At 68.7% G+C, this 24,242-nt stretch carries 25 protein-coding genes; 15 read left to right on the forward strand and 10 right to left on the reverse strand.

All coding sequences use genetic code 11. The annotated features are described in order from the left end of the window. Positions 1-57 precede the first annotated feature (57 nt). Entirely contained in the window at positions 58-366 is a 309-nt protein-coding gene (locus P7V53_RS20470) for a DUF485 domain-containing protein (RefSeq protein ID WP_280151357.1), read from the forward strand. Beyond that, positions 363-2,090: a cation acetate symporter gene (locus P7V53_RS20475; protein WP_280151358.1), complete on the forward strand. Its 1,728-nt coding sequence runs from the start codon at positions 363-365 to the stop codon at positions 2,088-2,090. Before P7V53_RS20470 ends, P7V53_RS20475 begins: the two co-directional genes overlap by 4 nt. Before the next feature lie 16 nt (positions 2,091-2,106). Here P7V53_RS20475 and P7V53_RS20480 read toward each other — a convergent pair whose 3' ends face one another. Together P7V53_RS20480 and P7V53_RS20485 are read right to left on the reverse strand one after the other, a co-directional pair. Next, positions 2,107-2,289, reverse strand: coding sequence for a hypothetical protein (locus tag P7V53_RS20480; protein WP_280151359.1), 183 nt, complete (start codon positions 2,287-2,289; stop codon positions 2,107-2,109). Positions 2,290-2,493: 204 nt separating this feature from the next. Then, positions 2,494-3,084 carry a hypothetical protein gene (locus tag P7V53_RS20485; RefSeq protein ID WP_280151360.1) on the reverse strand — a complete coding sequence of 197 codons (591 nt, stop codon included), beginning with the start codon at positions 3,082-3,084 and terminating at the stop codon, positions 2,494-2,496. A 254-nt stretch (positions 3,085-3,338) separates the two neighbouring features. Here P7V53_RS20485 and P7V53_RS20490 point away from each other — a divergent pair, with 254 nt between their 5' ends. Next, positions 3,339-3,836: a hemerythrin domain-containing protein gene (locus tag P7V53_RS20490; protein WP_280151361.1), complete on the forward strand. Its 498-nt coding sequence runs from the start codon at positions 3,339-3,341 to the stop codon at positions 3,834-3,836. A gap of 16 nt (positions 3,837-3,852) precedes the next feature. On the opposite strand, the gene P7V53_RS20495 is transcribed toward P7V53_RS20490, so the two are convergent. From P7V53_RS20495 to P7V53_RS20505, 3 genes are read right to left on the reverse strand one after another with little or no spacing between them, the layout of a single operon-like run. After that, positions 3,853-5,202, reverse strand: a complete 1,350-nt coding sequence (locus tag P7V53_RS20495) for a TolC family outer membrane protein (protein WP_280151362.1) — start codon at positions 5,200-5,202, stop codon at positions 3,853-3,855. 15 nt (positions 5,203-5,217) lie between these two features. Next, positions 5,218-8,271 carry an efflux RND transporter permease subunit gene (locus tag P7V53_RS20500; protein ID WP_280151363.1) on the reverse strand — a complete coding sequence of 1,018 codons (3,054 nt, stop codon included), beginning with the start codon at positions 8,269-8,271 and terminating at the stop codon, positions 5,218-5,220. After that, positions 8,268-9,371: an efflux RND transporter periplasmic adaptor subunit gene (locus P7V53_RS20505; protein ID WP_280151364.1), complete on the reverse strand. Its 1,104-nt coding sequence runs from the start codon at positions 9,369-9,371 to the stop codon at positions 8,268-8,270. The genes P7V53_RS20500 and P7V53_RS20505 overlap by 4 nt, the downstream gene beginning before the upstream one ends. Before the next feature lie 206 nt (positions 9,372-9,577). On the opposite strand from P7V53_RS20505, the gene P7V53_RS20510 reads away from it, so the two are divergent. From P7V53_RS20510 to P7V53_RS20520, 3 genes are read left to right on the forward strand one after another with little or no spacing between them, the layout of a single operon-like run. Further along, complete coding sequence (locus P7V53_RS20510; RefSeq protein ID WP_280151365.1) at positions 9,578-10,546, forward strand: tripartite tricarboxylate transporter substrate binding protein; 969 nt, start codon at positions 9,578-9,580, stop codon at positions 10,544-10,546. Further along, positions 10,543-11,178, forward strand: coding sequence for a TOPRIM nucleotidyl transferase/hydrolase domain-containing protein (locus P7V53_RS20515; protein WP_280151366.1), 636 nt, complete (start codon positions 10,543-10,545; stop codon positions 11,176-11,178). Before P7V53_RS20510 ends, P7V53_RS20515 begins: the two co-directional genes overlap by 4 nt. Positions 11,179-11,195: 17 nt before the next feature. After that, a complete protein-coding gene (locus P7V53_RS20520) occupies positions 11,196-12,362 on the forward strand; it encodes a Gfo/Idh/MocA family oxidoreductase (protein WP_280151367.1) in 1,167 nt (388 codons plus the stop codon). A 45-nt stretch (positions 12,363-12,407) separates the two neighbouring features. On the opposite strand, the gene P7V53_RS20525 is transcribed toward P7V53_RS20520, so the two are convergent. Then, positions 12,408-13,292 carry a TauD/TfdA family dioxygenase gene (locus tag P7V53_RS20525; RefSeq protein ID WP_280151368.1) on the reverse strand — a complete coding sequence of 295 codons (885 nt, stop codon included), beginning with the start codon at positions 13,290-13,292 and terminating at the stop codon, positions 12,408-12,410. 2 nt (positions 13,293-13,294) lie between these two features. Further along, on the reverse strand, positions 13,295-13,702 hold the full coding sequence (locus P7V53_RS20530; protein WP_280151369.1) for a VOC family protein: 408 nt from the start codon (positions 13,700-13,702) through the stop codon (positions 13,295-13,297). Positions 13,703-13,994: 292 nt separating this feature from the next. On the opposite strand from P7V53_RS20530, the gene P7V53_RS20535 reads away from it, so the two are divergent. The 3 genes from P7V53_RS20535 (at position 13,995) to P7V53_RS20545 (ending at position 17,031) form a co-directional block, all read left to right on the forward strand. Beyond that, entirely contained in the window at positions 13,995-15,002 is a 1,008-nt protein-coding gene (locus P7V53_RS20535) for a hypothetical protein (protein WP_280151370.1), read from the forward strand. 77 nt (positions 15,003-15,079) lie between these two features. Further along, positions 15,080-15,703 (forward strand): rhomboid family intramembrane serine protease, encoded by a 624-nt coding sequence (locus tag P7V53_RS20540; RefSeq protein WP_280151371.1) that lies wholly within the window; start codon positions 15,080-15,082, stop codon positions 15,701-15,703. Between the two features lie 65 nt (positions 15,704-15,768). Then, complete coding sequence (locus P7V53_RS20545) at positions 15,769-17,031, forward strand: phospholipase D-like domain-containing protein (protein WP_280151372.1); 1,263 nt, start codon at positions 15,769-15,771, stop codon at positions 17,029-17,031. Between the two features lie 21 nt (positions 17,032-17,052). Here P7V53_RS20545 and P7V53_RS20550 read toward each other — a convergent pair whose 3' ends face one another. Continuing rightward, positions 17,053-17,595, reverse strand: a complete 543-nt coding sequence (locus tag P7V53_RS20550; protein ID WP_280151373.1) for a hypothetical protein — start codon at positions 17,593-17,595, stop codon at positions 17,053-17,055. Next, positions 17,592-18,626 (reverse strand): M35 family metallo-endopeptidase, encoded by a 1,035-nt coding sequence (locus P7V53_RS20555; RefSeq protein ID WP_280151374.1) that lies wholly within the window; start codon positions 18,624-18,626, stop codon positions 17,592-17,594. Before P7V53_RS20555 ends, P7V53_RS20550 begins: the two co-directional genes overlap by 4 nt. 313 nt (positions 18,627-18,939) lie before the next feature. On the opposite strand from P7V53_RS20555, the gene P7V53_RS20560 reads away from it, so the two are divergent. The 6 genes from P7V53_RS20560 (at position 18,940) to P7V53_RS20585 (ending at position 23,552) form a co-directional block, all read left to right on the forward strand. Continuing rightward, the gene (locus P7V53_RS20560) at positions 18,940-20,817 is read left to right on the forward strand and encodes a choice-of-anchor Q domain-containing protein (protein WP_280151375.1); all 1,878 of its coding nucleotides are present in this window, start codon (positions 18,940-18,942) and stop codon (positions 20,815-20,817) included. A gap of 274 nt (positions 20,818-21,091) precedes the next feature. Next, on the forward strand, positions 21,092-21,601 hold the full coding sequence (locus tag P7V53_RS20565) for a cupin domain-containing protein (RefSeq protein WP_280151376.1): 510 nt from the start codon (positions 21,092-21,094) through the stop codon (positions 21,599-21,601). Between the two features lie 10 nt (positions 21,602-21,611). Then, positions 21,612-22,043 carry a DUF3995 domain-containing protein gene (locus P7V53_RS20570; protein ID WP_280151377.1) on the forward strand — a complete coding sequence of 144 codons (432 nt, stop codon included), beginning with the start codon at positions 21,612-21,614 and terminating at the stop codon, positions 22,041-22,043. A gap of 59 nt (positions 22,044-22,102) precedes the next feature. Continuing rightward, positions 22,103-22,390, forward strand: a complete 288-nt coding sequence (locus tag P7V53_RS20575) for a hypothetical protein (RefSeq protein WP_280151378.1) — start codon at positions 22,103-22,105, stop codon at positions 22,388-22,390. A gap of 129 nt (positions 22,391-22,519) precedes the next feature. Then, on the forward strand, positions 22,520-22,996 hold the full coding sequence (locus P7V53_RS20580) for an H-NS histone family protein (RefSeq protein ID WP_280151379.1): 477 nt from the start codon (positions 22,520-22,522) through the stop codon (positions 22,994-22,996). Between the two features lie 37 nt (positions 22,997-23,033). Beyond that, a complete protein-coding gene (locus P7V53_RS20585) occupies positions 23,034-23,552 on the forward strand; it encodes a hypothetical protein (RefSeq protein ID WP_280151380.1) in 519 nt (172 codons plus the stop codon). 26 nt (positions 23,553-23,578) lie between these two features. On the opposite strand, the gene P7V53_RS20590 is transcribed toward P7V53_RS20585, so the two are convergent. Then, complete coding sequence (locus tag P7V53_RS20590; protein WP_280156566.1) at positions 23,579-24,052, reverse strand: Lrp/AsnC family transcriptional regulator; 474 nt, start codon at positions 24,050-24,052, stop codon at positions 23,579-23,581. Positions 24,053-24,242: the final 190 nt, after the last annotated feature.

Raw genomic sequence — 24,242 nt, forward strand, 5'->3', positions numbered from 1 at the left:
TCCGCGCGATCATTTTTCACGGGTGTTCGTCGCCCGCTTCAAGAACAGGTGGTGTCCATGCATGCCGATCTCGTTTCCCGGATCGCAAGCGATCCGAACTACCAGGCGCTCGAAGCCAGGCGTCGCCGCTTCGGCTGGGTGCTCACCGTGCTGATGCTGGTCGTCTACTACGGCTTCATCCTGCTGGTGGCCTTCGGCAAGCCCTTCCTGTCGCAGCCGCTGGGCGCCGGCGTCACGACGATAGGCATCCCGATCGGGCTCGGCGTCATCGTCTTCACCGTGTTGATCACCGGCCTGTACGTGCGCCGCGCCAACAGCGAGTTCGACACGCTGACCGAGCAGGTGGTCGAAGGAGCGCTGAAATGAGCGCCCGCGGTCTTGCCATTCGCGTCCTCGCGCTGGCGGCGCTCGCCGGTGCGGTCGCCGGTGCGGCATGGGCGGCCGGCCCGGACGTCGGCCAGGCGCAGAAGCAGGCGATCAACTGGACCGCCATCATGATGTTCGGCGCGTTCGTCGTCTTCACGCTTTTCATCACCAAGTGGGCTGCCTCGCGCACGCGATCCGCGGCCGATTTCTACACGGCGGGCGGCGGCATCACCGGCTTCCAGAACGGGCTCGCGATCGCCGGCGACTACATGTCGGCGGCGTCGTTCCTCGGCATCTCCGCCGCGGTGATGGTGGGCGGGTTCGACGGGCTCATCTACTCCATCGGCTTCCTGGTCGGCTGGCCGGTGGTGACCTTCCTGCTCGCCGAGCGGCTGCGCAACCTGGGCAAGTTCACCTTCGCCGACGTCGCCGCCTTCCGCTTCGACCAGACGCCGGTGCGCATCTTCGCGGCCTCGGGCACGCTGGTCGTCGTCGCGTTCTACCTCATCGCGCAGATGGTGGGCGCGGGGCAGCTCATCAAGCTCCTGTTCGGCCTGGACTACTGGATGGCGGTGGTCATCGTCGGCGCGCTGATGATGGTCTACGTGCTGTTCGGCGGCATGACCGCGACGACATGGGTGCAGATCATCAAGGCGGTGCTGCTGCTCGCCGGCGCGTCGTTCATGGCCTTCATGGTGCTGCTGCACTTCGGCTTCAGCCCCGAGGCCATGTTCGCCAAGGCGGTGGAGGTGAAGCGGCAGATTGCAAGCGCGGCCGGCAAGCCACCCGATGAGGCGGCACGCGAAGGGCTGTCGATCATGGGGCCGGGCGGCTTCATCAAGGACCCGGTCTCGGCGATCAGCTTCGGCATGGCGCTGATGTTCGGCACTGCCGGGCTGCCGCACATCCTCATGCGGTTCTTCACGGTGCCCAATGCCAAGGAGGCGCGCAAGTCGGTGTTCTGGGCCACCACCTGGATCGGCTACTTCTACCTGCTCACCTTCATCATCGGCTTCGGCGCGATCACCTTCGTGCTGACCAATCCGCAGTTCCTCGATGCCAAGGGCGGCCTGCTGGGCGGCGGCAACATGGCGGCGATCCACCTCGCCAACGCGGTAGGCGGCAACGTCTTCCTCGGCTTCATCTCCGCGGTGGCATTCGCCACCATCCTGGCGGTGGTGGCCGGCCTCACGCTGTCGGGCGCCTCGGCGGTCTCGCACGACCTCTACGCGACGGTGTTCAAGCACGGCAAGGCCGACAGCACGGCGGAGCTGCGCGTGTCACGCCTCACGACCATCGGGCTCGGCATCGTCGCCGTGCTGCTCGGCATCGCGTTCGAGAAGCAGAACATCGCCTTCATGGTGTCGCTGGCCTTCGCGATCGCCGCGTCGGCCAACTTCCCGGTGCTGCTGATGTCGGTGCTGTGGAAGGACTGCACCACCCGGGGCGCGGTGACCGGCGGCTTCCTCGGGCTGGTGTCGTCGGTGGTGCTGACGGTGGTGTCTCCGGCGGTGTGGGAGGCGACGCTCGGCAACCCCAAGGGCTCGGCGCTGTTTCCCTATGCCTCGCCGGCGTTGTTCTCGATGACGATCGGCTTCGTGGGCATCTGGCTGTTCTCGCTGCTCGACCGCAGCGCGCGGGCCGGCCGCGACCGCGCCGGGTACATCGCGCAACGGGTGCGCAGCGAGACGGGCATCGGCGCGTCGACGGCGGCGGCGCACTGAGCGCAGATCGGTGGTGCTATCGCGCGGCGGATGTTTCCGCCGCCCGCACGCCCGGTCGAATGGTGGGATGCACGAGCAGTTCCGCCGACGCAAGCTCCGGCGGCATGGCGCGGAACTTGGCGATCATGTAAGCCGCCGCGGCCAGCCGGCGCGCATCGTCCGGGTCGGTCCGCTCGGACCGAGCCAGCATTGTCTTCACGCAGGCTCGTTGCCAGGCCTCGGCGGAAAGTTCAGAAGAAGATGAACCAGACATCACGGTCCCCCATCAGGTTTGTGTTGCGCGAATGATCCGGCGACCGGACGGGGCGCGTATGTGCGCTGGCGTACCGATCCACCGCTCTTTTTTCCATGATTCGCGTCCTCGGCGGCCGGCGACCGTTTCCCGCGCACCGGCAAGGTGCCACTACGGCTTCGCGAAGCGTGCCTTCGCCTGGTTCAGGCAAGCATCCTTGGCATCGCCCGCGAACCTGTCGCACTGCTGCCTGGCCACTCCGTGGCGGGCGTCCAGCTTGTCTTCCGTCGCTTCCGTGCGAGCCTCGGCAGCCTGGGCGTCGGCCCTGGCCCGGGCGCCGGCAGAGGCCCCCCTGGCGGCGTTCGCATCCGTGGTCTTGATCTGCACCTTGGCGTCGGCCTTGGCGCTCGTCGCGGCCGCGTCGGCCTCCTTGCGGCAGACCTCCTTCGCGTTGCCGGCTGCGTCGTTGCAGCGTTCCAACGCCGATGCACGGTCGGCCTCGGCCTTGACCACGCGGGCCTCATGCCGGGATTTCGCGCTGGGCGTGTACGCGGCATCGAGCTCGGCCCTGGCGACCTTCGCCCTGCCGGTGGCGTCGACCTGGCAGATCTCGTTCGCAGTTCCGGACAGCGAATCGCAGGCCGCCCTGGCAGCCATGTACTCCGCTGCGAGCTTCTCCTGGCCTGCCTTGTAGTCGTCCTTCGACATTTCTTGCGCCATCGCCGCGGCACCGAAGGCGAGGCCGATGGCGAACGCGGTCACGCTGGGGTTGAGTCTGTTCATGGCTTTCCTTGATGGGCGTGCTCCTCGGGAGCGACGCGTCGGCGCCATGCCGAGCACCGCGCGTGTGGGCTCCGATGGCTCAACGTAGCCTCGACTTCGGTCGGCGTCTGTCTGCTGGGGCACACAGGCCCGGGGACCAGACCGCCTCCAGGCTCGTTTCTCGTCGCACAGGACGGGTCTGGCAACGGGCACGCGAGGCGAGCACAATGGCCTTCCTGCACGGGAGTCCACACATGCTGGCGGCCGAATCCGCTTGGAGAGTGTTGCGGGCCGAGCACTCGCGCATGCGCGAGCTGCTCACGTCGATCGACTCGGCGATGCATCACGGCCGGTGGCGCGCAGGGCCGCAGCTCGCGGCGCTGCGCGAGCTGGTCCATCGCTTGCGAAGCTTCGAGGCCTCCACGCACAAGCCGAAGGGTGTGGTGCTGCTGGCCACGCTGCGCGGGAGATCCCCCGAGGCGGACATGCTGCTCGATGAGCTGGAGCGCGAGACCCGCCGCTGCGACGAGCTCCTGTCAGGGGCGCTGGGCCTGCTGGACGACGCCGAACGCGGCGATGCGGATGCGGCGGCGCAATGCGCCGCCCTGCTGGCGGAGCACCGCGAGATGATGCTGGCCCACCTCGACAAGGAGGACACCCTGTTGCGCTCTCAGACCGCCCGCCTGCTGACGGCGGAGGAATGGTCCAGCGTGGTGTCGTCGATCTCGTCGGTGGTGGCACGGTCGGCCTGACGGTTTCACGCTGGGGTCAGCCCGCCAGGAACGCGTTGATGGCCTGCAGATCGCCTTCCTGGAGCTCGCCTGCCGACGCCGCAAGCCGGATGCGGCCGAGCAGGTAGTCGTTGCGCGCCTGCGCCAGCTCGAGCTGGGCGGAGAACAATCGCTGTTGCGCATCGAGCACGTCGAGCTCGGTGCGCGTGCCGACGTCGCGGCCCAGCGTCGTCGCCTCGAGCGCGGTCTGCGCCGAGCGCACCGACTGCTCGAGCGAGGCCACGCGCGACACGCCGGTCTTCACCGCGAGGTAGGCGTCCTGCACCTGAAGCCGTGCATCGCGGCGGGCCCCGCCCAGTTCCTGCTCGGCCTGGCGCTGCCTGGCGATGGCCTCTCGCTCCTTCGACTGGAGGGCTCCACCGGTGAAGAGCGGAATGTTCAGCTGCAGGCCGACGACGGCGCTGCGGCCGTGGTCCGGCGACACCAGCGGCGACAGGCTGCCGTTCTGGCCCTTGTCGGTGTAGCTGGCCACCAAGTCCAGTGTCGGTCGCCCGCTGAGCTTGTACTTGCCGATCTCCGCCGCCGCCATGGCCAGCTCCGACTGCTTGACGCGCACCCGCGTGTTCTGCGCTTCGCCGCGGCGCTGCCACTCCGACAGGTCGTCGGGCTGGGGCGCGGCCAGCGGAAAGCCGGCGCGCAGCCGCGCCAGGCCGCGGCCCGGCGCGCCCGTCAGTTCCTGGTATTGCGCCTGGCGCAGCGAAAGCGTGCTCTGCGCCGACACCTCCTTGGTGAGCACGCTGTCGTAGCGCGCCTGCGCTTCCTGCAGATCGGTGACCTTGCCGCGGCCGACATCGAAGCGCGCCTGCGCACGGTCGCGCTGCATCTGCACGGCGCCTTTCTCCGCTTCCACGACGCGCAGGTTCTCTTCGGACAGCAGCAGGTTGAAGTAGGCCTCGCTCACGCGCTGCATCAGCTCTTGCGACGCATCGCGCCAGCCGATTTCGGACAACTCCGTCTGCTGCTGCAGCTGCCGGCCGTCGGCGCGGTTCTTCTCGTTGTACAGCGGCTGCTTGAGCTGCACGGCGGCTTCATGCATCGTGCCCGAGCTTTGCGGCTTGAGGATCTCCGACAGCTGCGGCGGCAGGCTGCTCGACGAGCGGCTGTCGACATGGGCGACGCTTGCCGACAGGCTCATCTGCGGCTTCATCAGCGCGCGGCCCTGCACGGCCTTCTCGCGGCCGGCGATCACTGCCGCGTCGGCCGCCAGCATGCCGGGGTCGGCCTGGCGCGCCTTGAGGTACGAATCGACCAGGTCCAGCGCGAAGCTGGTGCCGCAGGCCATCGCGAGCGTCGCGGCGACCGCGGTGATGCGCAGTGCTTGGTTCATCGGAAGTCTCCGGTTTCAGACGGCCTGCGGCCGGCGGGCGCCATACCAGCTGGCGTACAGCGCGGGCAGGAAGAGCAGGGTGAGGAGCGTGGCGACGAACAGGCCGCCCATGATGGCCCAGGCCATCGGGCCCCAGAACACCGAATGGGTCAGCGGGATCATCGCGAGGATCGCGGCGAGCGCGGTGAGCACGATGGGCCGCAGCCGGCGTACGGTCGACTCGACGATGGCCGTCCACAGCGGCGCACCGGCCTGCAGGTCGTGGTCGATCTGCACCACCAGGATCACCGAGTTGCGGATGATCATGCCGGCCAGCGCGATGACGCCCAGCATCGCGACGAAGCCGAACGGAATGCGGAAGGCCGCGAGCATCAGCGACACGCCGATCAGCCCCAGCGGCGCGGTCAGCAGCACCAGCGTCATCTTCTTGATGTCCTGCAGCTGCAGCATCAGCAGCACCAGCACCGCGACCAGCATCAGCGGCATCACCGCGAAGATCGAGGCATGCGCCTTGTGGCTCGACTCGAACGCGCCGCCGACGTCGATGCCGTAGCCCAGCGGCAGGCGGGACGCGAGCTCATCGAGCCTGGGCTTGAGCGCGAGCGTGACATCGGGCGCCTGCGCACCGGCGACATCGGCGCGCACCGTGACGGTGGGCACGCGGTTGCGGCGCCACAGCACGCTGTCCTCGCTCTCGAGCGAGAGCCGCGCCACCTGCGACACCGGCACGAACTTGCCGTTGCTCAGGTAGATCTTCGCGTCCTTCAGGTTGTTGAGGTCGGTGCGCTCCGCCTCCACGAGTCGCGCCACCACGTCGAGGTCCTTGTCGGCCTCGCGATAGCTCGTCACGGTGGTGCCGTCGAGCGAGGCTTCCAGCGCATCCTGGATCTCGCGCGAGGTGATGCCCAGGCGGCGCGCCTTGTCCTGGTCGACCTCGACCCGCACGCGCTTCAGGGGTGCGCCCCAGTCCTGGTTGACGCGGCGGATGTGCGGATCGCCACGCATGATCTGCGCGACGGCCTCGGCCGTCCGCTGCACCTGCCTGGGGTCCTGCCCGTAGACGCGGAACTGCACGGGGTAGCCGACGGGCGGACCGTTCTCCAGGCGGTTGACGCGGCCGCGCACCAGCGGGAACTCGTCGTCGAACAGCGCCTGGATCCTGGCGAGCACGCGCTCGCGCGCCTCGCCGCCGCGCGTCATGACCATCAGCTCGCCGAGGTTCAGATTGGGCGTCTGCACGTCCAGCGGCAGGTAAAAGCGCGGGCTGCCGCCCCCGACATAGCTGGTGACCGCGACCACGTCGGGATCGTCCTTCAGCCGCGCCTCGAGGGCGGCGACTTCGCGCTGGCTGGCCTCGAAGGTGGCCGCCTCGGGCATCCACAGGTCGACCATCAGCTCCGGACGATCGGAGGCGGGAAAGAACTGCTGCGGCACCAGCTTGAACAGGGCCATCGAGCCGATGAAGGCGGCGACCGTGACGCCGATGACGAGCTTGCGATGCACCAGGCAGGCATCGACCACGCGGCGGAAGACGGCGTAGAAGCCGCGGCGGTACACCGCGTCCTCGTCGTGGTGTGCGCCGGGCTCCTCGCGCAGCAGCCGGTAGCCGATGTAGGGCGTGAAGATCACAGCCACCACCCAAGACAGGATCAGCGACAGGCCGACCACCTGGAACAGCGAGAACACGTACTCGCCCGAGCCCGACTTCGCGAAGCCGACCGGCAGGAACCCGGCGGCCGTGATCAGCGTGCCGGTCAGCATCGGAAACGCCGTGGCGGTGTAGGCGTACGTCGCAGCGCGGAACTTGTCCCAGCCCTGCTCCAGCTTCAACGCCATCATCTCGACGGCGATGATCGCGTCGTCGACCAGCAGGCCGAGCGCGATGATCAGCGCGCCCAGCGAGATGCGCTGCAACTCGATGTCGAGCAGGTACATCGCCAGGAACGTCAGCGCCAGCACCAGCGGGATGCACAGCGCGACCACCAGGCCCGTGCGAAGACCCAGCGAGACGAAGCTCACGGCCAGCACGATCACCACCGCCTCGAGCAGGCTCTTCTTGAACTCGCGCACCGACTCCTTGACCACGCGCGGCTGGTCGGACACCGCGTGGATCTCCACGCCCACCGGCAGGCTGGCCTGCACGCGCTTGACCGTGGCGGTGAGCTGCTCGCCGAGGCGGATCACGTCGCCGCCCTTGCGCATGCTGACCGCCAGGCCGACGGCCTGCTGGCCGTTGAAGCGCATCTTCGACGTGGCGGGCTCCACGACGCCGCGCCGCACGTCGGCGATGTCGCCGAGCCGGAAGGTGCGCTCGCCGGAGCGGATGCCGATGTTGCGAATGCTCTCGACCGAATCGAATTCACCGGTGACCGCCAGGCGCAGGCGCTCCGACGCGGTCTGGACGGTGCCGGCGGCGTCCACGGTGTTGGTCGCCGCAAGCGTGGAGGCGATCAGCGTCGGCGGGATGCCCAGCGATGCCAGCTTGGCGTTCGACGCCTCGACATAGATCTTCTCTTCCTGCGCGCCCTGCAGCTCCACCTTGTTGACGTCGGCCACGCGCAGGAACTCGTTGCGCGCCGCATCGGCGAAGTCGCGCAGCTCGGCATAGCCGAAGCCGTCGCCGGTGATCGCATACAGGTTGCCGAAGGTGTCGCCGAACTCGTCGTTGAAGAACGGGCCCTTGGTGCCCTGCGGCAGCGTGTGCTTGATGTCGCCGAGCTTCTTGCGGACCTGGTACCAGACATCGGGCACGCTGGCCGGCGGGGTGTCCTCGCGCAGGTTGACCTTGATCTGCGCCAGGCCCGGCTTGGAGTAGCTGCTGGTGTAGTCGATCTGCCCGATCTCCTGCAGCTTCTTCTCCAGCTTGTCGGTCACCTGCTCCGCCATCTGCTGCGCCGAGCTGCCCGGCCACGCGGCCTGCACGACCATGGTCTTGACGGTGAACTCGGGGTCTTCCTTCTGGCCGAGCTGGCCATAAGCGTAGACGCCGGCCAGGCTCAGGAGCAGTAGCAGGAACAGCACCATCTGCGGGTGCTTCAGCGCCCACTCGGACAGGTTGATGCGGCTCATGGCTGCCGACCCTGCGCGACGACCGGCGAGCCCGCCGTCTTCACGGTCTGGCCGGCGTGCAGCATGTGCACACCGGCGGTGACCACCGTTTCGCCGCCCGCCAGGCCGCCGACGATCAGCACGCCGTCGTTCTGGGCGCTTCCGAGCTGCACGGTCCGCGCGGCGACACGCGCCGTCTTCTCGTCGACCACCCACACGCGCGCCTGGCCGTCCTGGTGATGGATCGCGCCGAGCGGCAACCGGATGGCCGAGTCGCCGTCCACGTCGGGCGCGAAGACCGAGGCGGTCATCCCCAGCATCAGCGCCGCGTCGGCATCGGCAACGGTGACGCGCGCCGAATAGGTGCGCGTCACGCTGTCGGCGTCGGGCGCCAGCTCGCGCAGCTGGCCGCGGTAGGTCTTGCCCTTGTGCGCCCACACCGAGACCTGCAACGCCTTCGCGCGGCGCAGCTCGTCGACGCGCGACTCCGCGACGCTGACCAGCACCTCGCGCTCGCCGTCGCCGGCCAGCGTGACCACCTGCTGCCCGGCCGAGACGACCTGGCCCGCCTCGGCGGTGATGGCGGTGACCACGCCGTCGCGGTCGGCGACCAGCTCGGTGTAGCTGCGCTGGTTCCACTTGACCTGCTGCTGCGCCAGCGCCGACTTGAGCTGCGATTCGGCTTCGGCCAGCGCCAGGCGCTGCTGGTCCAGCTCGGCCTGCGACGCGAACTGGCGGCCGAGCAGCTGCTCGGTGCGCTGCAGGTCGATGCCCGCTTTCGCGACACGGCTGCGCGCCGCCTCGACGTCGGCCGTCGCTGCCACCGCATGGAGCGTCTCCTGCGCCGGGTCGAGCTGCATCAGCGGCTGGCCGCGCTTCACATGCGTGCCGACCTCGACCAGCCGAGCGACGATCTTGCCGGACGTGCGAAAGCCCAACCTGCTCTCGTAGCGCGCGCGGATCTCGCCGGAGTAGGTCGCGCCCACCGAGCCGCCGGTCGCACCGACGACCGTGCTGCGCACCGGGCGCACTTCCTCGTAGGCGGGATCGTCGTGGTGGCTGCAGGCTGCCGCCAGCGGCAGCAGCACCAGCAGCGCATGAAGGCATGGTGTTCGGATCATGGCGGTCTCCTGGGGTCTCGAGGTCAGCCCGCACAGGCGGTGCGGTGTCGAGTGCCGGCAGGATGCCCAGGCGCCGCCGCGCGGCGATGTCAGCGCGCGTCGTCGCCCGCGTCAAATGAAACAGAACCGGATGCTCCTTCTCCCGCTGGTGGAAGACGGAGCCGTCATGGCATGCAGAATGGCCCGAAACCAACAGGAGACAACCGATGGAATCCATCTCTCGCCGCACCGCCGTGGCCTGCTGTGCCGGCGCCCTGCTTGCGCCGCTGGCCGTGCGCGCTCAAGCGTTTCCAGGCAAGTCCATCACGCTCGTCGTGCCGTGGCCGGCCGGCGGCTCCACCGACCGGCATTTCCGCGCGCTGAGCGAGATCGCGGCGCGTCACCTGGGGCAGACGATCCTGATCGACAACAAGCCTGGTGCCGGCGGCACGCTGGGCCCGAGCACCGTGGCGCTGACCGCGAAGCCCGACGGCTACACCGTCGCGCAGTACCCGCTGGGCATGCTGCGCTACCCGCACATGCAGAAGGTGACGTGGCATCCCATCGACGACTTCACCTTCATCATCGGGATCTCCGGCTACACCTTCGGCTTCGTCGTGCCGGCGGCCTCGCCCTACAAGACCTTCAACGACTATGTCGAGGCGGCGCGCAAGGCGCCGGGCAGGATCGACTACGGCTCCACCGGCGTCGGCACCAGCCCGCACCTGCTGATCGAGGAGCTCGCCGCCGCGGCGAAGATCCAGCTGAACCACGTGCCGTACAAGGGCAACGCCGACCTGATGCAGGCGCTGCTCGGCGGCCACGTGATGGCCGCGAGCGACGCCACCGGCTGGGACAAGTTCGTCGACAGCGGGCAGATGCGGCTCCTGCTCACGTTCGGCGAGCAGCGCGCGCAGCGCTGGCCCGACGTGCCCACCGCGAGGGATTTGGGCTACAACGTCGTCTCCACCTCACCGTACGGCCTGATCGGACCCAAGGGCATGGACCCGGCGGTCGTCAAGACGCTGCACGACGCGTTCCGCAAGGCCATGGACGATCCCAAGCACCTCGAGGTGCTGCAGCAGCTCAACCAGACGGTGTGGTATCGCAGCGGCGAGGACTATCGCAAGTGGGCCACGGAGACATTCACCAAGGAGCGGGCGCTGATCGAGCGCCTGGGGCTGGCAGCCAAGTGAGCCGCGTCGCCGGCCCGCGTCCGCCGCTGAGCACGGCGGCTGCCGGCGAGGTCGTCGCCGGCATGCGCGCGCAGTCGGCGATCCTCGTCGAAGGCTGGAGCGATCAGGCGGCCGTCGAAACGCTGGCGCAGCGGCGCGGCTGGGATCTGCGCGCCGAGCGCATCGTCGTGCTGCCGATCGGCGGCGCCACCAACATCGGCAAGTTCGTGCAGGCCTTCGGTCCGCGCGGACTCGACCTGCGCCTGGCCGGCCTGTACGACCTCGGCGAGGAGCGCTATGTCCAGCGCAGCCTGGAGCGCGTCGGGCTGGGCGCCGGCCTCGACCGGGCGCGCACCGAAGCGCTGGGCTTCTTCGTCTGCGAAGCCGATCTCGAGGACGAGCTGATTCGCGCCGTCGGCCCCGCGGCCGTCGAGCGAGTGCTCGACGCCGAGGCGGAACTGGCCTCGTTCCGCAGCTTCCAGCAGCAGCCCTATCAGCGCGGGCGGGATCTGCATGCGCAACTGCGGCGCTTCATGGGCACACGCGCCGGACGCAAGATCCGCTACGGCTCGCTGCTGACCGAGGCGCTCGATCTCGACCGCGTGCCGCGGGCGCTCGGCCTGGTGCTCGGCCATGCGCGCGGCATGCAATAACCCAGGAGGACCTCACGATGGCATTGCGTGAAAGATTCGGGCGCCCGCTGCGCTTGGGCGTCGTCGGCGGCGGACCCGACTCGTGGATCGGCCGCATGCACCGCGGTGCGGCCGAGATGGACGGCTGGTTCCGCGTCGTCGCCGGCGTGTTCTCCAGCGATCCGGCGCGCTCGCGTGCAGCCGGCATCGCGCTCGGGCTGGACCCGTCGCGCAGCTACGGCGATATGGCCGCGATGCTGGACGCGGAGCGTCGTCGCGACGACGCCATCGACGCCGTGGCGATCATGACGCCCAACGACACGCACCACGCGTACGCGGCCGCGGCACTCGACGCCGGCCTCGATGTCATCTGCGACAAGCCGGTCACGCACGATTTCGCACAGGCCCGCGACCTGGTCGAGCGCACGCGCAAGCACGGCAGGATCTTCGCCATCGCCCACGGCTATTCGGCCTATCCGATGACGCGCCACGCGCGGCAGCTGGTGCTGGAGGACGCCATCGGGCCGGTCCGCCTGGTCCAGGTGGAGTACCTGCAGAATTCGCTCGCGACGCGCGTCGAGGACGGTCCGCTGACCAGCCGGCTGGGCTGGGTGCTCGATCCGCAGCGCAGCGGACAGGCGCTGGTGATGAGCGCGATCGGCTGCCATGCGCAGCACCTGGCGAGCTTCGTGTGCGGCGCGCGCATCGCGCGTGTTGCCGCCGACGTCGGCACGCTGCGTCCCGGCCGCAAGGTGATCGACCATGTCTCGGCGCTGCTCGAATTCGACGGCGGCGCGCGCGGCACCTTCACCGTCACGCAGGCCGCGGCCGGCGGCGAGAACGACATCCGCCTGCGCGTCTATGGCGAGAAGGGCCAGCTCGACTGGTCGCACCGCGAGTCCAGCTACCTGCGGCTCGCGATGCAGGGAGAGCCGGTGCGCACCATCGGCCGCGGCGATCCCTTCCTGCCGCCGGAGATCGCCGGCCTCGGCCGCACGCCGCGCGGACACCCGGAAGGCCTGCGCGAGGCCTTCGGCAATCTCTACGCCGAGGTGGCGCAGGAGCGGATGGCGCGCGAGCTGGGCGAGCCGGTGCCGGAGTTTCCGTATCCGCGCATCGAGGACGGCGCGCACACGATGGCGTTCATCGAGGCCTGCCTGGCATCGCAGGCGAGCGGGCGCTGGGTCGAGGTGGCGCGAGGCTGACCCGCCGGATGCTCTGCCTCTTCCGCTCGCGGGGGTGAAACACAGTCAAGCGTAGGTCGGTGCCAGCACCTCCGGCGCCGCCGCCTCTTGCGCCACCTCGAGCATCGTGATGCGCCACAAGGTCCGCGGGTCCTGGGGATCGGTCAGCGTGGCCGAATGCAGCAGCGCCGCGTTGTCCCAGACGACGATGTCGCCGACGCCGTACTTGAAGCGAAGCTGGTAGCGCGGCTGCGTCGCGTGCGCGGCCAGCTCGTCGAGCAGGTCGCGGGCCTCGTCGTCGGGCATGCCGACGATGCCGAACGAGCTGCCCGAGACGGCATACAAGGCCTTGCGGCCGGTGACCGGATGCGCACGCGCGATGCGGTGGGTGATCACCGGCATCCTGGCCTTCTGTTCCGCGCTCAGCACCGAGGCGGCCGTGCGGCTCGCCTCGTCGACATCGTTGCGATTGCCGTAGTGATGGATCGCCAGCAGCGGCTCGATGCGCTTCTTCATCGCCTCGGACAGGTCGTCGTAGGCGGCGAGCTGGTTGGCGAACAGCGTGTCTCCGCCGACCCGCGGCACCACGCGCGAGTACAGCGTGGTCGCACGGGCAGGCACCTGCAGGTACGAATAGTCGGTGTGGAAATACGACCCGGCATCCTGCAGCCCCGTCGGCCGGCCGTCCTTCTTCACGTTCGACAGGATCAGGATGTTGGGATCCTCGGGATGATGGAACTGATCGATGACGTGCGGCTGTGGCGGCCCGAAGCGCCGCGCGAAGTCGACGAACTGCGCCGGCGTGATGTCCTGACCGCGCACGGCCAGCACCTGGTGCGCGTAGAAGGCCTGCTCCAGTTCCCGGAATGCCGCATGCGACAAGGGCCGCGAGAGATCGACGTCGGACGTCTCGACGCCGAACAGCGAGGTCAGTGCAGCGAAGGTGGCCATGGCTACTTCGGCGTGAACACCACCGACGGCGCGGACCGCGTGGCCGGACCGTGGAACACGGCCTCGATGTTGTTGCCGTCCGGATCGAAGACGAAGGCGCCGTAGTAGCCGGGGTGGTAGGTCCGTTCGCCGGGCCCGCCGTTGTCGCGCCCGCCGGCGGCGAGTGCCGCCCGGTGGAACGCCTGCACCGTCTCGCGGTCGGCGGCCTGGAACGCGATGTGCACGCGCGACACGTAGTCGTCGGCCTTGTCGACGTAGAGCTCGTCGGCCTGGAAGAAGCCGGGGCCTTCGTGCAGCACCTCCGGCAAGCCGAGCGAGGCGAAGACGGCGCGGTAGAAACGCTTGCTGACCTCGACGTCGGACACCCGCAGGTGCACGTGGTCGATGAGTCTGCCGCGGTGGAATTGCATGCAAGCCTCCTTCGATTGGCCAGCCTCCATTGAGCCAGCATGGCCTGCGAACGGCAACTGCGCACCGCGCACGACCCTACCGCGAGCGGGAGAGGGAGTGGCTGAATGCACGTCACTGACTTGCTCGCCCTCTCCCGCTCGCGGGAGAGGGCCGGGGTGAGGGCAAGAAGAAGAAGAAACGCATGCCGCCGCCCCCGATGGGAGCGCCCCTAGCTGGGAGCGGTCCGGGATTGGCGCAGGCCGCCGCCCCGCTTTCAATGCGCGTGTTGCCACCGACCCCGCAGGTCCGACGATGTCCCACGTTTCCACTTCGAACAGCAGCAGCGCCCTCGCCCAGGTGGCCTGTCCCGACAACGGCCACCTGCTGCATCCGGCAGGCAGCGACGTGCGCGTGTCGCGCGCGGACGGCCTGCACGGCCTGCTCGGAATGTTCCAGGTCGAGGCCGACGGACAGACGCGCTACATGACGCAGGCCGAGCTGGAGGTCTTCCAGCGCGAGCAGTGCGCCGCGGGCGGCGGCGACGCCCGCGTCGTGCGCTCGGACAACCATCGTGAGCTGCTGCGCCAGTCGGTCGAGGATGTGCTCGGCAAGTGCGTGACCGAGGACACCCTGGCCCGCACTGCGCGCAGGCTCGAGCAGCCCGGCGGTGTCGACTGGCTGCTGACCAGCCCCGATGCGAGGCTGAAGCAGGACTTCCAGGCGCGAGTGGATGCCTTCGGCCGGACCACGGTCAAGCTGGAAGGCTTCAGTGCACCCGGCTGGGAGGAGGCCGGCGGCAATCCGGCTGCCTGCTTCAAGCTCGCCTGCAAGGGCGCGCAGTCCACCGCGAGCGCAGGCGATACGGCCACCGGGGGCGGGGGCGTGGTGCTCTACGAGAAGACGGCGCGGCGCATCCAGACCGACAGCGATGCGAGCCGGGTCGCCCTGGACCAGATCAAGGCGCACATCGATTCGGGGCGCGCCGTGGTCGCGGGCGTGAACGAGCCGTCGACCGCTTCGGTCGTCGACGCCAAGAAGCAGCCCGTCACGGACCACTTCGTCGCCATCCATGGCTACGAGATGGATGCGCAAGGCAAGGTGACCGCCCTGCTCGCGAAGGACAACGCGGTCGCGGGCACTGCCGAAGTGCGCTTCGAGGTCGGCGCCGACGGCTCGATCACCAAGCCGGCCGAGCCCAAGCGCAAGGAGGAATACCTGCGCCAGGAGTACCAGATGTCCGAGGTGCGCTTCCACACTTCGCTGCCCTACGCCGGCAGCATCGAGCCGCTCAACGATGCGGGCAAGCGGATGGTCTGGTAGGCCGTGCAGGTGTTCGTCGCCGTGCTGCGTTCTCCGCCGAAAGGGCAGGCCATGGGGCGCCCCGTTAGAGTCGGCCCATGGACTTCCTCACCCGCCTCACCTCCGGCGCCCCGGCCGCGACACTGCTGCTCGCGACCTTGCTCGTCATCGGTCTCATCGGGCTCTATGCCGCGCCCGCACTGATCGAGCGCAACCTGCTGCGCCCGCACGGCCTGGCGCAGCGGGCGGAGTACGCCACGCTGGTGACCAGCGGGTTCGTCCATGCGGACCTCGCTCACCTGGTGTTCAACTGCTTCACCTTCTGGGCCTTCGGCTTCGGGCTGGAGCGCACCATCGGCACCCCGCGCTTCGTGGTGCTGTACGTGTCGGGACTGCTCGCCAGCAGCGTCGCCACCTGGCTGGTCCATCGCAGGGAGCCGCAGTACGCGAGCCTCGGCGCCTCGGGTGCCATCCTCGCGGTGCTGTTCGCCTCCATCGTCGTGTTTCCGACTTCCTCGATCTTCATCCTGCCCATTCCCGTGCCCATCCCGGCGCCGCTGTTCGCGCTGGGCTACCTCGCGTTCAGCGTGTTCGCGGGTCGCACGCGTCTCGGACGCGTCAATCACGATGCGCACGTCGCCGGGGCGGTCGCCGGGCTGGCCTTCATGGCCGTCACCGCACCCGGCTCGGTGCAGCGCGCGCTGGACGTGCTCATCGGCTGACCGAGCCGAATCGGCCGGCGGACGCTATGCTCCGCCCGGTGTGATGTCGCCGTGGAGGGGACGGGATGTGGGGGTCGTTTTGGGGCGGCATGCTGCTCGCGCTGGTGATCGTCCAGCTTCTGGTGATCTGGTCCATCCGCCGCCACCGCGATCCCACGCTGAAGATCGAGTGCGATTCGCCCATCGAGAAGCTGATGCCCAGCCTGTCGGGCCTGACGCTGGGCACCGCGGTGGGGGGCAACAGGGTCGAGGTGCACGAGAACGGCGCCTTCTTCGACGTGCTGATCGAGCGCATCCGCGCCGCGCGCCATTCGGTGCACTTCGAGACCTTCCTGTGGAAGGACGGGCAGCTCGGCCGGCGCGTGGCCGATGCGCTGATCGACCGCGCGCAGGCCGGCGTGCGCGTGCGCGTGATGCTGGACGCCCAGGGCTCCAAGGGCGCCGGCAAGGACGTCGTCGAGCGCATGCGCGCTGCGGGCTGCCGCGTGACCTTCTTCCACAAGCGGGCGCTGCGCAACATCGGCGTTCTCAACGACCGCGACCATCGCAAGCTCGTCGTGCTCGACGGCCGCGAGGCGTTCACCGGCGGCCACTGCGTCGTCGACGAATGGCTCGGCAACGCCGAGGACCACCGGCACGTGGCCGATGTCAGCGTCGAGCTGCACGGGCCCATCGTCCACAGCCTGCAGGGCGCGTTCAGCGAGAACTGGGCCGGCGAGACCGGTGAGCTCTTCATCGGCGAGCATGTCTTTCCGACGCTCGAGCCCGCCGGCGACGTGCTCATCCACGCGGTGTACGCCAAGCCGGAGAACTCGGCGCCGGCAGTCAAGATCCTGCACCACACCGCCATCTGCCTGGCGCGCAAGCGCATCTGGATCCAGAACCCCTACTTCATCCCCGAGCCCGATGCCATCGATGCCTTCGGCGAAGCCGTCAAGCGCGGCGTGGACGTGCGCGTGCTCATGCCATCGACCAGCGGCTCCGACAACCCCATGGTGCAGCACGCCGGGCATCGCAATTTCGAGAAGCTGCTGAAGTGCGGGGTGCGGCTGTTCGAGTACCCGTACACGCTGCTGCACCAGAAGATCATGACCGTCGACGGCGCCTGGTGTGCCCTCGGGTCAAGCAACTTCGACGACCGCAGCTTCGAGATCAACGACGAGATCTCCCTGTCCATCGCCGACGCGGCCCTGGCCGCGCGCCTGGACTCGATCTTCGAGCGGTATGTCCAGCGCGCGAAGGAGATCGACCTCGACAGCTGGACGCGCCGTGGCTGGTGGCACAAGGCCAAGGACAACGCCTTCTATCTGCTCAACGAGTTGCTCTAGTGTCGTGAGGACCTTGCGTCGTCAGCGAACCTCGATCTCCACCGGATTGCACGCCAGCGCCACCGGCACGTGCCTGTCGAGCGGCCGCGGCGACGCCAGCTCGCCGGCGCGCACCACATCGAGCACGCGGATGCGCGGCACCACGCGGTAGCGACCCGGCATCGAGAAGTCGAAAGGCTGCGCCAGGTCGACGCTGGCGCTGCGTGCACGCCGCGGCAGCAGGCGCAGGTACTCGTCGGCCGACGGGTCGCCGCGCTTGACCATGGGGCCGCGGTACGGCAGCGCGACACCGTCGCGCGTCACGTCCACGAAGGGAGCGAACCAGCCCTCGAACGGCGTGTTCCATTCGAGCAGCATCACCGGCGCCGCGCTCAGGTTGGTGAGGCTGAAGCGCAGCATCACCGGCTTGCCCGCAGCCGCCCGGGCGGGGGCCTTGAGCACGCAGCGCAGGTCGTCCTGCGCGCTGACCGTCACCGGGCACATCATGGCGGACAGGGCGAGCAGCGCGAGTGCCAGCCGACGCCTGCTGCGGCCGGCCGCGGCAGGCGTGGCCTCAGACCTCACGGCAGCGGCGGCGTGTTCTCGGCGAAGTACTCATGGCTGTCCGCGTTGTCCAGCGCCTTGGCCGGGTCGGACACGGCGAGCGCCGCCGCCGCGGACTGGCCATACGCCCAGTCCTCGGTGCCGGCCACCACGTCGAAGTGCGACATCTCGTGGATCAGCGTGCCGCCCTTGGAATCGGTGCCGGTCATCGGCGCCGCCCAGAACGCCCCGCAAAGGTAGATCTTGTACGGCTCGGTCGGGTAGACATAGGCGTAGACATTGCGCTTCTTGCACTTGCAGTCGAGCGTGAGCGGCTTGTTGACGAAGGCGTCCGAGATGGCCGCGAAGTGCGCCTTGGCGGTGTTCCAGCCGTTCTGTGAGTAGGCGCCGAACCACTTCACGTAGCGCTGCGTGGCCGCGGGCGTGCGGCTGAGGTAGCTCGACGACGAGGTGGCGTAGTTGGTCGCCGCACCGACTGCCGTCTGCAGCGTGCTCTGCTGCGTGGCCGAGCAATTGCCGGTGTAGCCGATGCTCGCAGCCGAGCCCACCGGCGCCGCCGGTGCGGTGGCCGCCTTGCCGCTGCGCCCTTCGAGCCACAGGTACAGCGGCGCCGAGCTCAGCGTGGCCGCGTTGCCGTGCTGGCCGCGGCCCAGGTACTGGATGGCGTAGCGGCCGCTTTGCGAGAGGTCGTAGGCGCTCGTCAGCTCCACCTGGTAGCTGAGCGTCGCGCCGGGCTCGAGCTTCACGTGATCGGAGGCGTCGGGCTGCGCGCGCTTGACCACCGGACCGAGGTAGCGCACCGGCTGATCGTCGCGGGTGATCCTGAACAAGGCGCCTTCGAGCTCGTCGGAGGGCAGCTGCCACCTGACCAGCGTGACGGGGTGGCGCGCGGTGTTGGTCACCGTGACGGCCACGACCACGTCCACGTCGCCGCGCAACACGGGGGTCGGCGTCGACAGCTGCACATCGATTCCGTCGCGCTGCGCGGCTTGAAGGCCGGTGGCGGCACTGAGCGCGAGCACGGCGGTTGTCCATCGAACGAATCGGAACATCGACATCTCCTGGCAATGCGTAGAGGTGGCCGGGCGGGAGGGACGTGCCCGGTCGGAGGGGTCAATCTAGACGGGGATGGCGGCGTGCACAAGCGTGCAAATGCCGGGTCCTCGCGGGACGGCATGGCCCAAAAGAGTCGCCCGGCTGCGACGAAAGGCGGCACATCGCTGACGTGCATCGCAAGCCTTGTAAGTGCCGACGCAACAGATGTATGCGTGCACAAAAGCGGCGCGGCTGCAGCGGGGAGGCTGCCTATCATGCGCGGCGCTTTTCACCCGGGCCGCACCCGTGGCCCATCAAACACCACCACGCATGCTGTACCACTTCCTGCTTCGCATTGCTCGTGCCGACCGCGGCCGGTTCCTCTCGTTTGCCGCGCTCGCCGCCTGCAGCGCGGCAGCCCTGGCCCAGTCGGCCACGGATGCCATCGCGGAAGATGCCGCCACCGCGGATGCCACCACCACGACGTGGACGACGATCGCCGCGGAGAAGGAGTCGTTCAGCGTCAGCGGCACGCAGACCGTGCGCTATGGCGCCAACGCGTCATGGATCACGAAGTCGGTGACGGGCAGCGGACAGTGCACCAACACCTTCTTCGGCGGCGACCCCGCCTACGGCATCCGCAAGCAATGCCAGGTGGCCGGCACGACGGAGACGACGCCACCTGCCGCCCAGGTCTGCACGCCGCCCGTCACCGCGGCCAGCACCTCGGGCGTGGCTCCCAGCGTGGGCACCGGCACCGCCGCAAGCTGCACCGAGTCCGCACTGCGCGCGGCCATCGCCTCGCACCCGGTGGTCACCTTCAACTGCGGCGCCACGGCCGCCACCATTCGCATCGCGAAGACCATCGAGTTGCCGACCGACCGCAACATCGTCATCGACGGCGGCAACAAGGTCACGCTCGACGGCGGCGCCACCACGCGAATCTTCAGCGCGGTGCGGGCGAACTACCGCACCAATGCCAACACCATCACGCTGCAGCACATCACGCTGGCCAACGGCAAGGCCACGGGCACCCAGTACGTCGCCCCCGATCCCAGCAACCCGAGCTGCGCGTACGGCTGGGCCGACGGCCAGGGCGGCGCCATCCTCGTGCGCGATGTGAAGCTGCGCGTGATCGACACCACGTTCCGCAGCAACGCGGCCGCCACGCCCGGCCCGGACGTGGGCGGCGGCGCCATCTACGCCATGGGTTCGCTCGACGTCACGGTGGTCGGTTCCACCTTCACCGGCAACAGCGGCTCCAATTCCGGCGCGGTCGGCCTGCTGCAGACCAACGGGCGCTTCTACAACAGCGTCTTCCAGAACAACGTCGCCAACGGGACCGGGCAGAACTTCAAGGGCGGCGCGGCCACCGGATGCCCCGGGGTGGGACACGTCGACCAGGGCGGCGCGGGCGGCAACGGCGGCGCGATCGGCATCGACGGCAAGGACGACACCGATGTCGTCGTCTGCGGATCGAGCTTCATCGGCAACAAGGCCAACGAGCTGGCCGGCGCGCTGGGACGCACGTCCAACGTGACGGCCCGGCGGACCACCATCGACCGCTCGCTGTTCCAGGCCAACACCGCCAAGTCGGCCGGCGCGATCTTCGTGCTGAACTCGAAGCCGCTCGACATCCTGGCCACCACCTTCAGCAACAACGTCGCCAAGGGAGCCGGGGCCGCCCACCTCTACGGCAGCAGGCTCAACGTCGTCAACACCACCTTTTCCGGCAACCAGGCCACGGCCGGCGTCGGCGGCGCGTTGATGCTGAGCGCCAGCGACGCCACGGGCGTCATCCGCAACGCCACCTTCACCGGCAACAAGTCGACCGCCGGCCTGGGCTACTTCGCCGCGGCCATCGCCGGCACGCTGAACTTCCCCGTCTACAACACGGTGTTCGCCAACAACCTGACCAACGACGGCGGCTCGCCCATGCAATGCTGGTTCACGCCGGGCACCGGCGCCAACGACATGCAGTGGCCCCGCAACCACGTCGTCGGCACGGCGCCGGACACAGCCTGCATCGGCGGCATCGTGTTCGCCGATCCGCAACTGGGCGCCCTCGCCGCCAACGGAGGCCCCACGCCCACGGCGCGGCCGTCGTCGACCAGCCCGCTGCGCGGGGCGGGGCGCAATTGCCCGGCCACGGATCAACGGGGCAACGCCCGCAATACCGCGCAGTGCACCATCGGCGCCGTGGAGTGACGCGCGCCGCCGCTCACCGATTGCGCCATCGTCTGCGCCGCAGAAGCGCCTGACCCCCTCCCCGCTCTCGGGGAGAAGGCAGAGCGGCCGGTGGCAATCGTGGCTGCAATTGCGCACGAGCGCCGGCCACGGCCATCGTTCGCCAAAGGCGAGACTCGAATTCCCGTCGGGCAGAAAGTTGCCGTGCTGGCACACTGATGCAGACGAGAATCGAGCCGGGCGCAACTGGAATGTGGCCTGGCCCACCCCGGAACACCAATTCAAGGGAGTGCGCGTGGCAAAGCCGATCATGAATCTCGACGAGGTCGAGTTCGAGGACGTGGAGGACAACGGCTACTACACGTCCAAGCGTGGTCGGATCAGCGACCGGATCGGTGCACGCAAGCTCGGCTACAACCTCACCGTGCTTCCGCCCGGCAAGGCGCAGTGCCCGTTCCACAGCCACCGCGGCGAGGAAGAGATGTTCTTCATCCTCGAAGGCGAAGGCGAGCTGCGCTTCGGTGACCAGCGCTACCCGATCCGCCAGCACGACGTGATTGCATGCCCCACCGGCGGGCCCGATGTCGCCCATCAGATCATCAACACGGGCAGCGCGCCGATGCGGTATCTCGCCCTGTCCAACGTGGTCGACATCGAGATCTGCGAATACCCGGACTCCGGCAAGATCATGGCAGCGTCCGGGCATCGCGGCGAGAAAGACCGCCTGTGGAAGATGTTTCGCGCGCAAGACACGGTGGAGTACTACGACGGCGAAAGCATCGAGCCGCCCGCGAGTGACGGCTGATTCGGCCGCCATGAATGCAGCTCTGGCAATCGCGGTTTGCGGCGTCTTTCTCGTGCTCGCGTTGTGGCATTTCCGCATGGCCGCCTCCGTTTCCGCCACCGGTGAGAGCGGGGCGGTCCCCTCCATCGATGGCAAGCCGCTGTTCGTTCCATCGAAGACAGCGACGGTCGGCGTCGGCGTGGCGCTCCTGTCTTTCGCCGTCCTGGTTGCCGCGACCGCCGGGCTGTTGCCGCTCGCCGTGCCGAGGGCCCTGCTCGTCTGGCTTTCCTACGGGCTCGCGCTCGGGTTGCTGATGCGTGCAATCGGCGAGTTCAAGTATGTCGGGCTCTTCAAACGAGTCCGAGGCAGTCGATTCGCCAGGCTCGACACGCTGCTCTACTCCCCGCTGTGTCTGCTCCTTGCCATTGGCGTTGCGCTTGTCGCCCTGCGCAGCGCGGCCTGATTCTTTCCCGCGAGCGCTTCGAGTATGCTCGGCGCGTCATTGACCACTCCCACCTTTTCATGAAACTTTTGCCCGCTTCCGCCATTTCGCTGTTCGCTTTGATGCTGGCCGCATGTGCTGCGCAGCCCACGAATTCCGGGACGGAATCGACGACGACTCAGGCAAATGCCACGTCCGCCGGAAACGATGGCGACACGGTGTGCTCCAGGGAATACCCCACCGGATCCAACATCCCGATCGTGAAGTGCCGGACCCGGGCGCAAGCCGATGCGGAAAAGACGGCCGCGAACGAGAGTCTTCGTCGCGTGCAAAGCGGCGGACCCAACGCCAAGATTGGCGCCAACTAGGCACTGCTGGTCATTTCCGGACCAAGCTGACATTCGTCCAGCGATGCATCTCGGATTGCCCCCACAATTCAGAACGCCCCAGGCCGAGGAAACGCCTTACCCTTCGCAATTCGACCAAGGAAACGTGAAATGAAAACCTACATGGCCATCAAGGCGGAGATCGCGAAACTCGAGAAACAAGCGCAAGCTGCACGCAAGGCCGAAGTCGCGGAAGTCGTCCGAAAGATCAAGGAAGCGATCGCCGCTTACGGCTTGACGGCCAACGACCTGGGGCTGGGGCGCGGCGCGGCTTCGAAGGCCAGGACCCCCGGTGCCGCCAAGCCGAGATCGCGCCCGTCGATCGGCATGGCGAAATACCGTGATCCCGCCACCGGAAAGACCTGGACCGGGCAAGGCAGACCGCCCGCCTGGATCACGGACGCCAAGGACCGCGACGCTTTCCTGATCGAAGGTGCCACGCGGGGCGGCGGATCGAACGGCCTGGCAAAGACGACTCGCAAGCCCCGCGCCGCCGTCAAGCGCAAGGGCCGCCCCGGCCGCAAGTCGACCGCCGCCGCCACCAAGACCGGGGCCGTGCAGATCGAGTCCAGCGCGGCATCCGAATAAGCCGCGAACCTGCCGCGCATGCGCGCCTCCAACGCGCATGCGCCGCTTTCTCGTTCATCTGCTCGCGGCATCGGCCTTCAGCAGCGCCGGGGCTGAGGAAAGCGATCGCCTGAGGTCGCCCGGCTGCGTGCAGGCTCTGGCCGCGCTGCAGGCGCAGGAAGCCCGGCATGCACCGGCCCCGGCGGCAGACCGGGCCGCACAGACGTCTCCACCGCGTCGACGCGAGGACCAGCAGCAGCTCGAAGCGCTGCGCCGCGAGGCCGCGCGCGCCTGCCTGGGCGGCACGGGCGATCCCACGACGCCCACGCAGCGCGAGCCGACGCCGAATGCCGTGCCCCCCGCCCCCACGCGCCCGACGATCCCGCCAGCCAGTCCCGCCGCCATTCCCGCGCCCGCGTTGCCGTCGCCGCCAACCGTCAGGCCCTCAGGCGTCGCTTCTTGCGACGGCACCGGCTGCTGGACGACCGACGGCATCCGCCTGCGCCGCTCCGGACCCGTGCTCGTGGGACCACGCGGTCCGTGCACCCAGCATGGCAGCCTGCTGCGCTGCCCGTAAGCGTGCAGCGCCCCGTGTGATCCGCCTCACGCCGGCAACGGCAGCGCGCTGGTGCACTTGATCTCGTCCATGCAGACGCTGGAGCGCACCGCGGCGACGCCCGGCAGCCGCATCAGCGTGTCCATCAGGAAGCGCGACAGCGCGGGCAGGTCGCGCGCCACCACCTTCAGCACGTAGTCGAAGTCGCCGGTGACGGAATAGCACTCCTGCACCTCGGGCAGGTTGGCCAGCAGGTCCTTGAACTTCTGCAGCTCGCGAATGTGGCTGCGCTCCATCGACACATGGATGAAGGCGACCACCGTGAGCCCCATGCGCGCGGCATTCAGGCGCGTCTCGTAGCGGCCGACATAGCCCGCCTCCTCCAGCCGCCGGTGCCGGCGGTGGCACTGCGCCGGTGACAGGTTGGCCGCCTCCGCCAGCTCGAGGTTGCTGGCCCGCGCGTGACCCTGCAGGTGGTCCAGGATCCTGAGGTCGATTCGATCCAGATCAAGCTCGTACAAGTTCGTCTCCTCCAAAGCGTCTTTCATGCAATCCGATTCCTCGGATTGGGGTTCACCCGGCGATCTTATGCAAAGAAATTCGCCACCCCGACTTCTAAAGTTTCATCCAGGCCGAGCCCGCAATTTCGGCCTTTCCTCCCCGAGATCGCGCCATGAGCGCCCGGTCTCCGCCCCGACCCCAGGTGATCGC

Source organism: Piscinibacter sp. XHJ-5 (genome assembly GCF_029855045.1).
In the GTDB taxonomy this organism is placed as follows: domain Bacteria; phylum Pseudomonadota; class Gammaproteobacteria; order Burkholderiales; family Burkholderiaceae_C; genus Albitalea.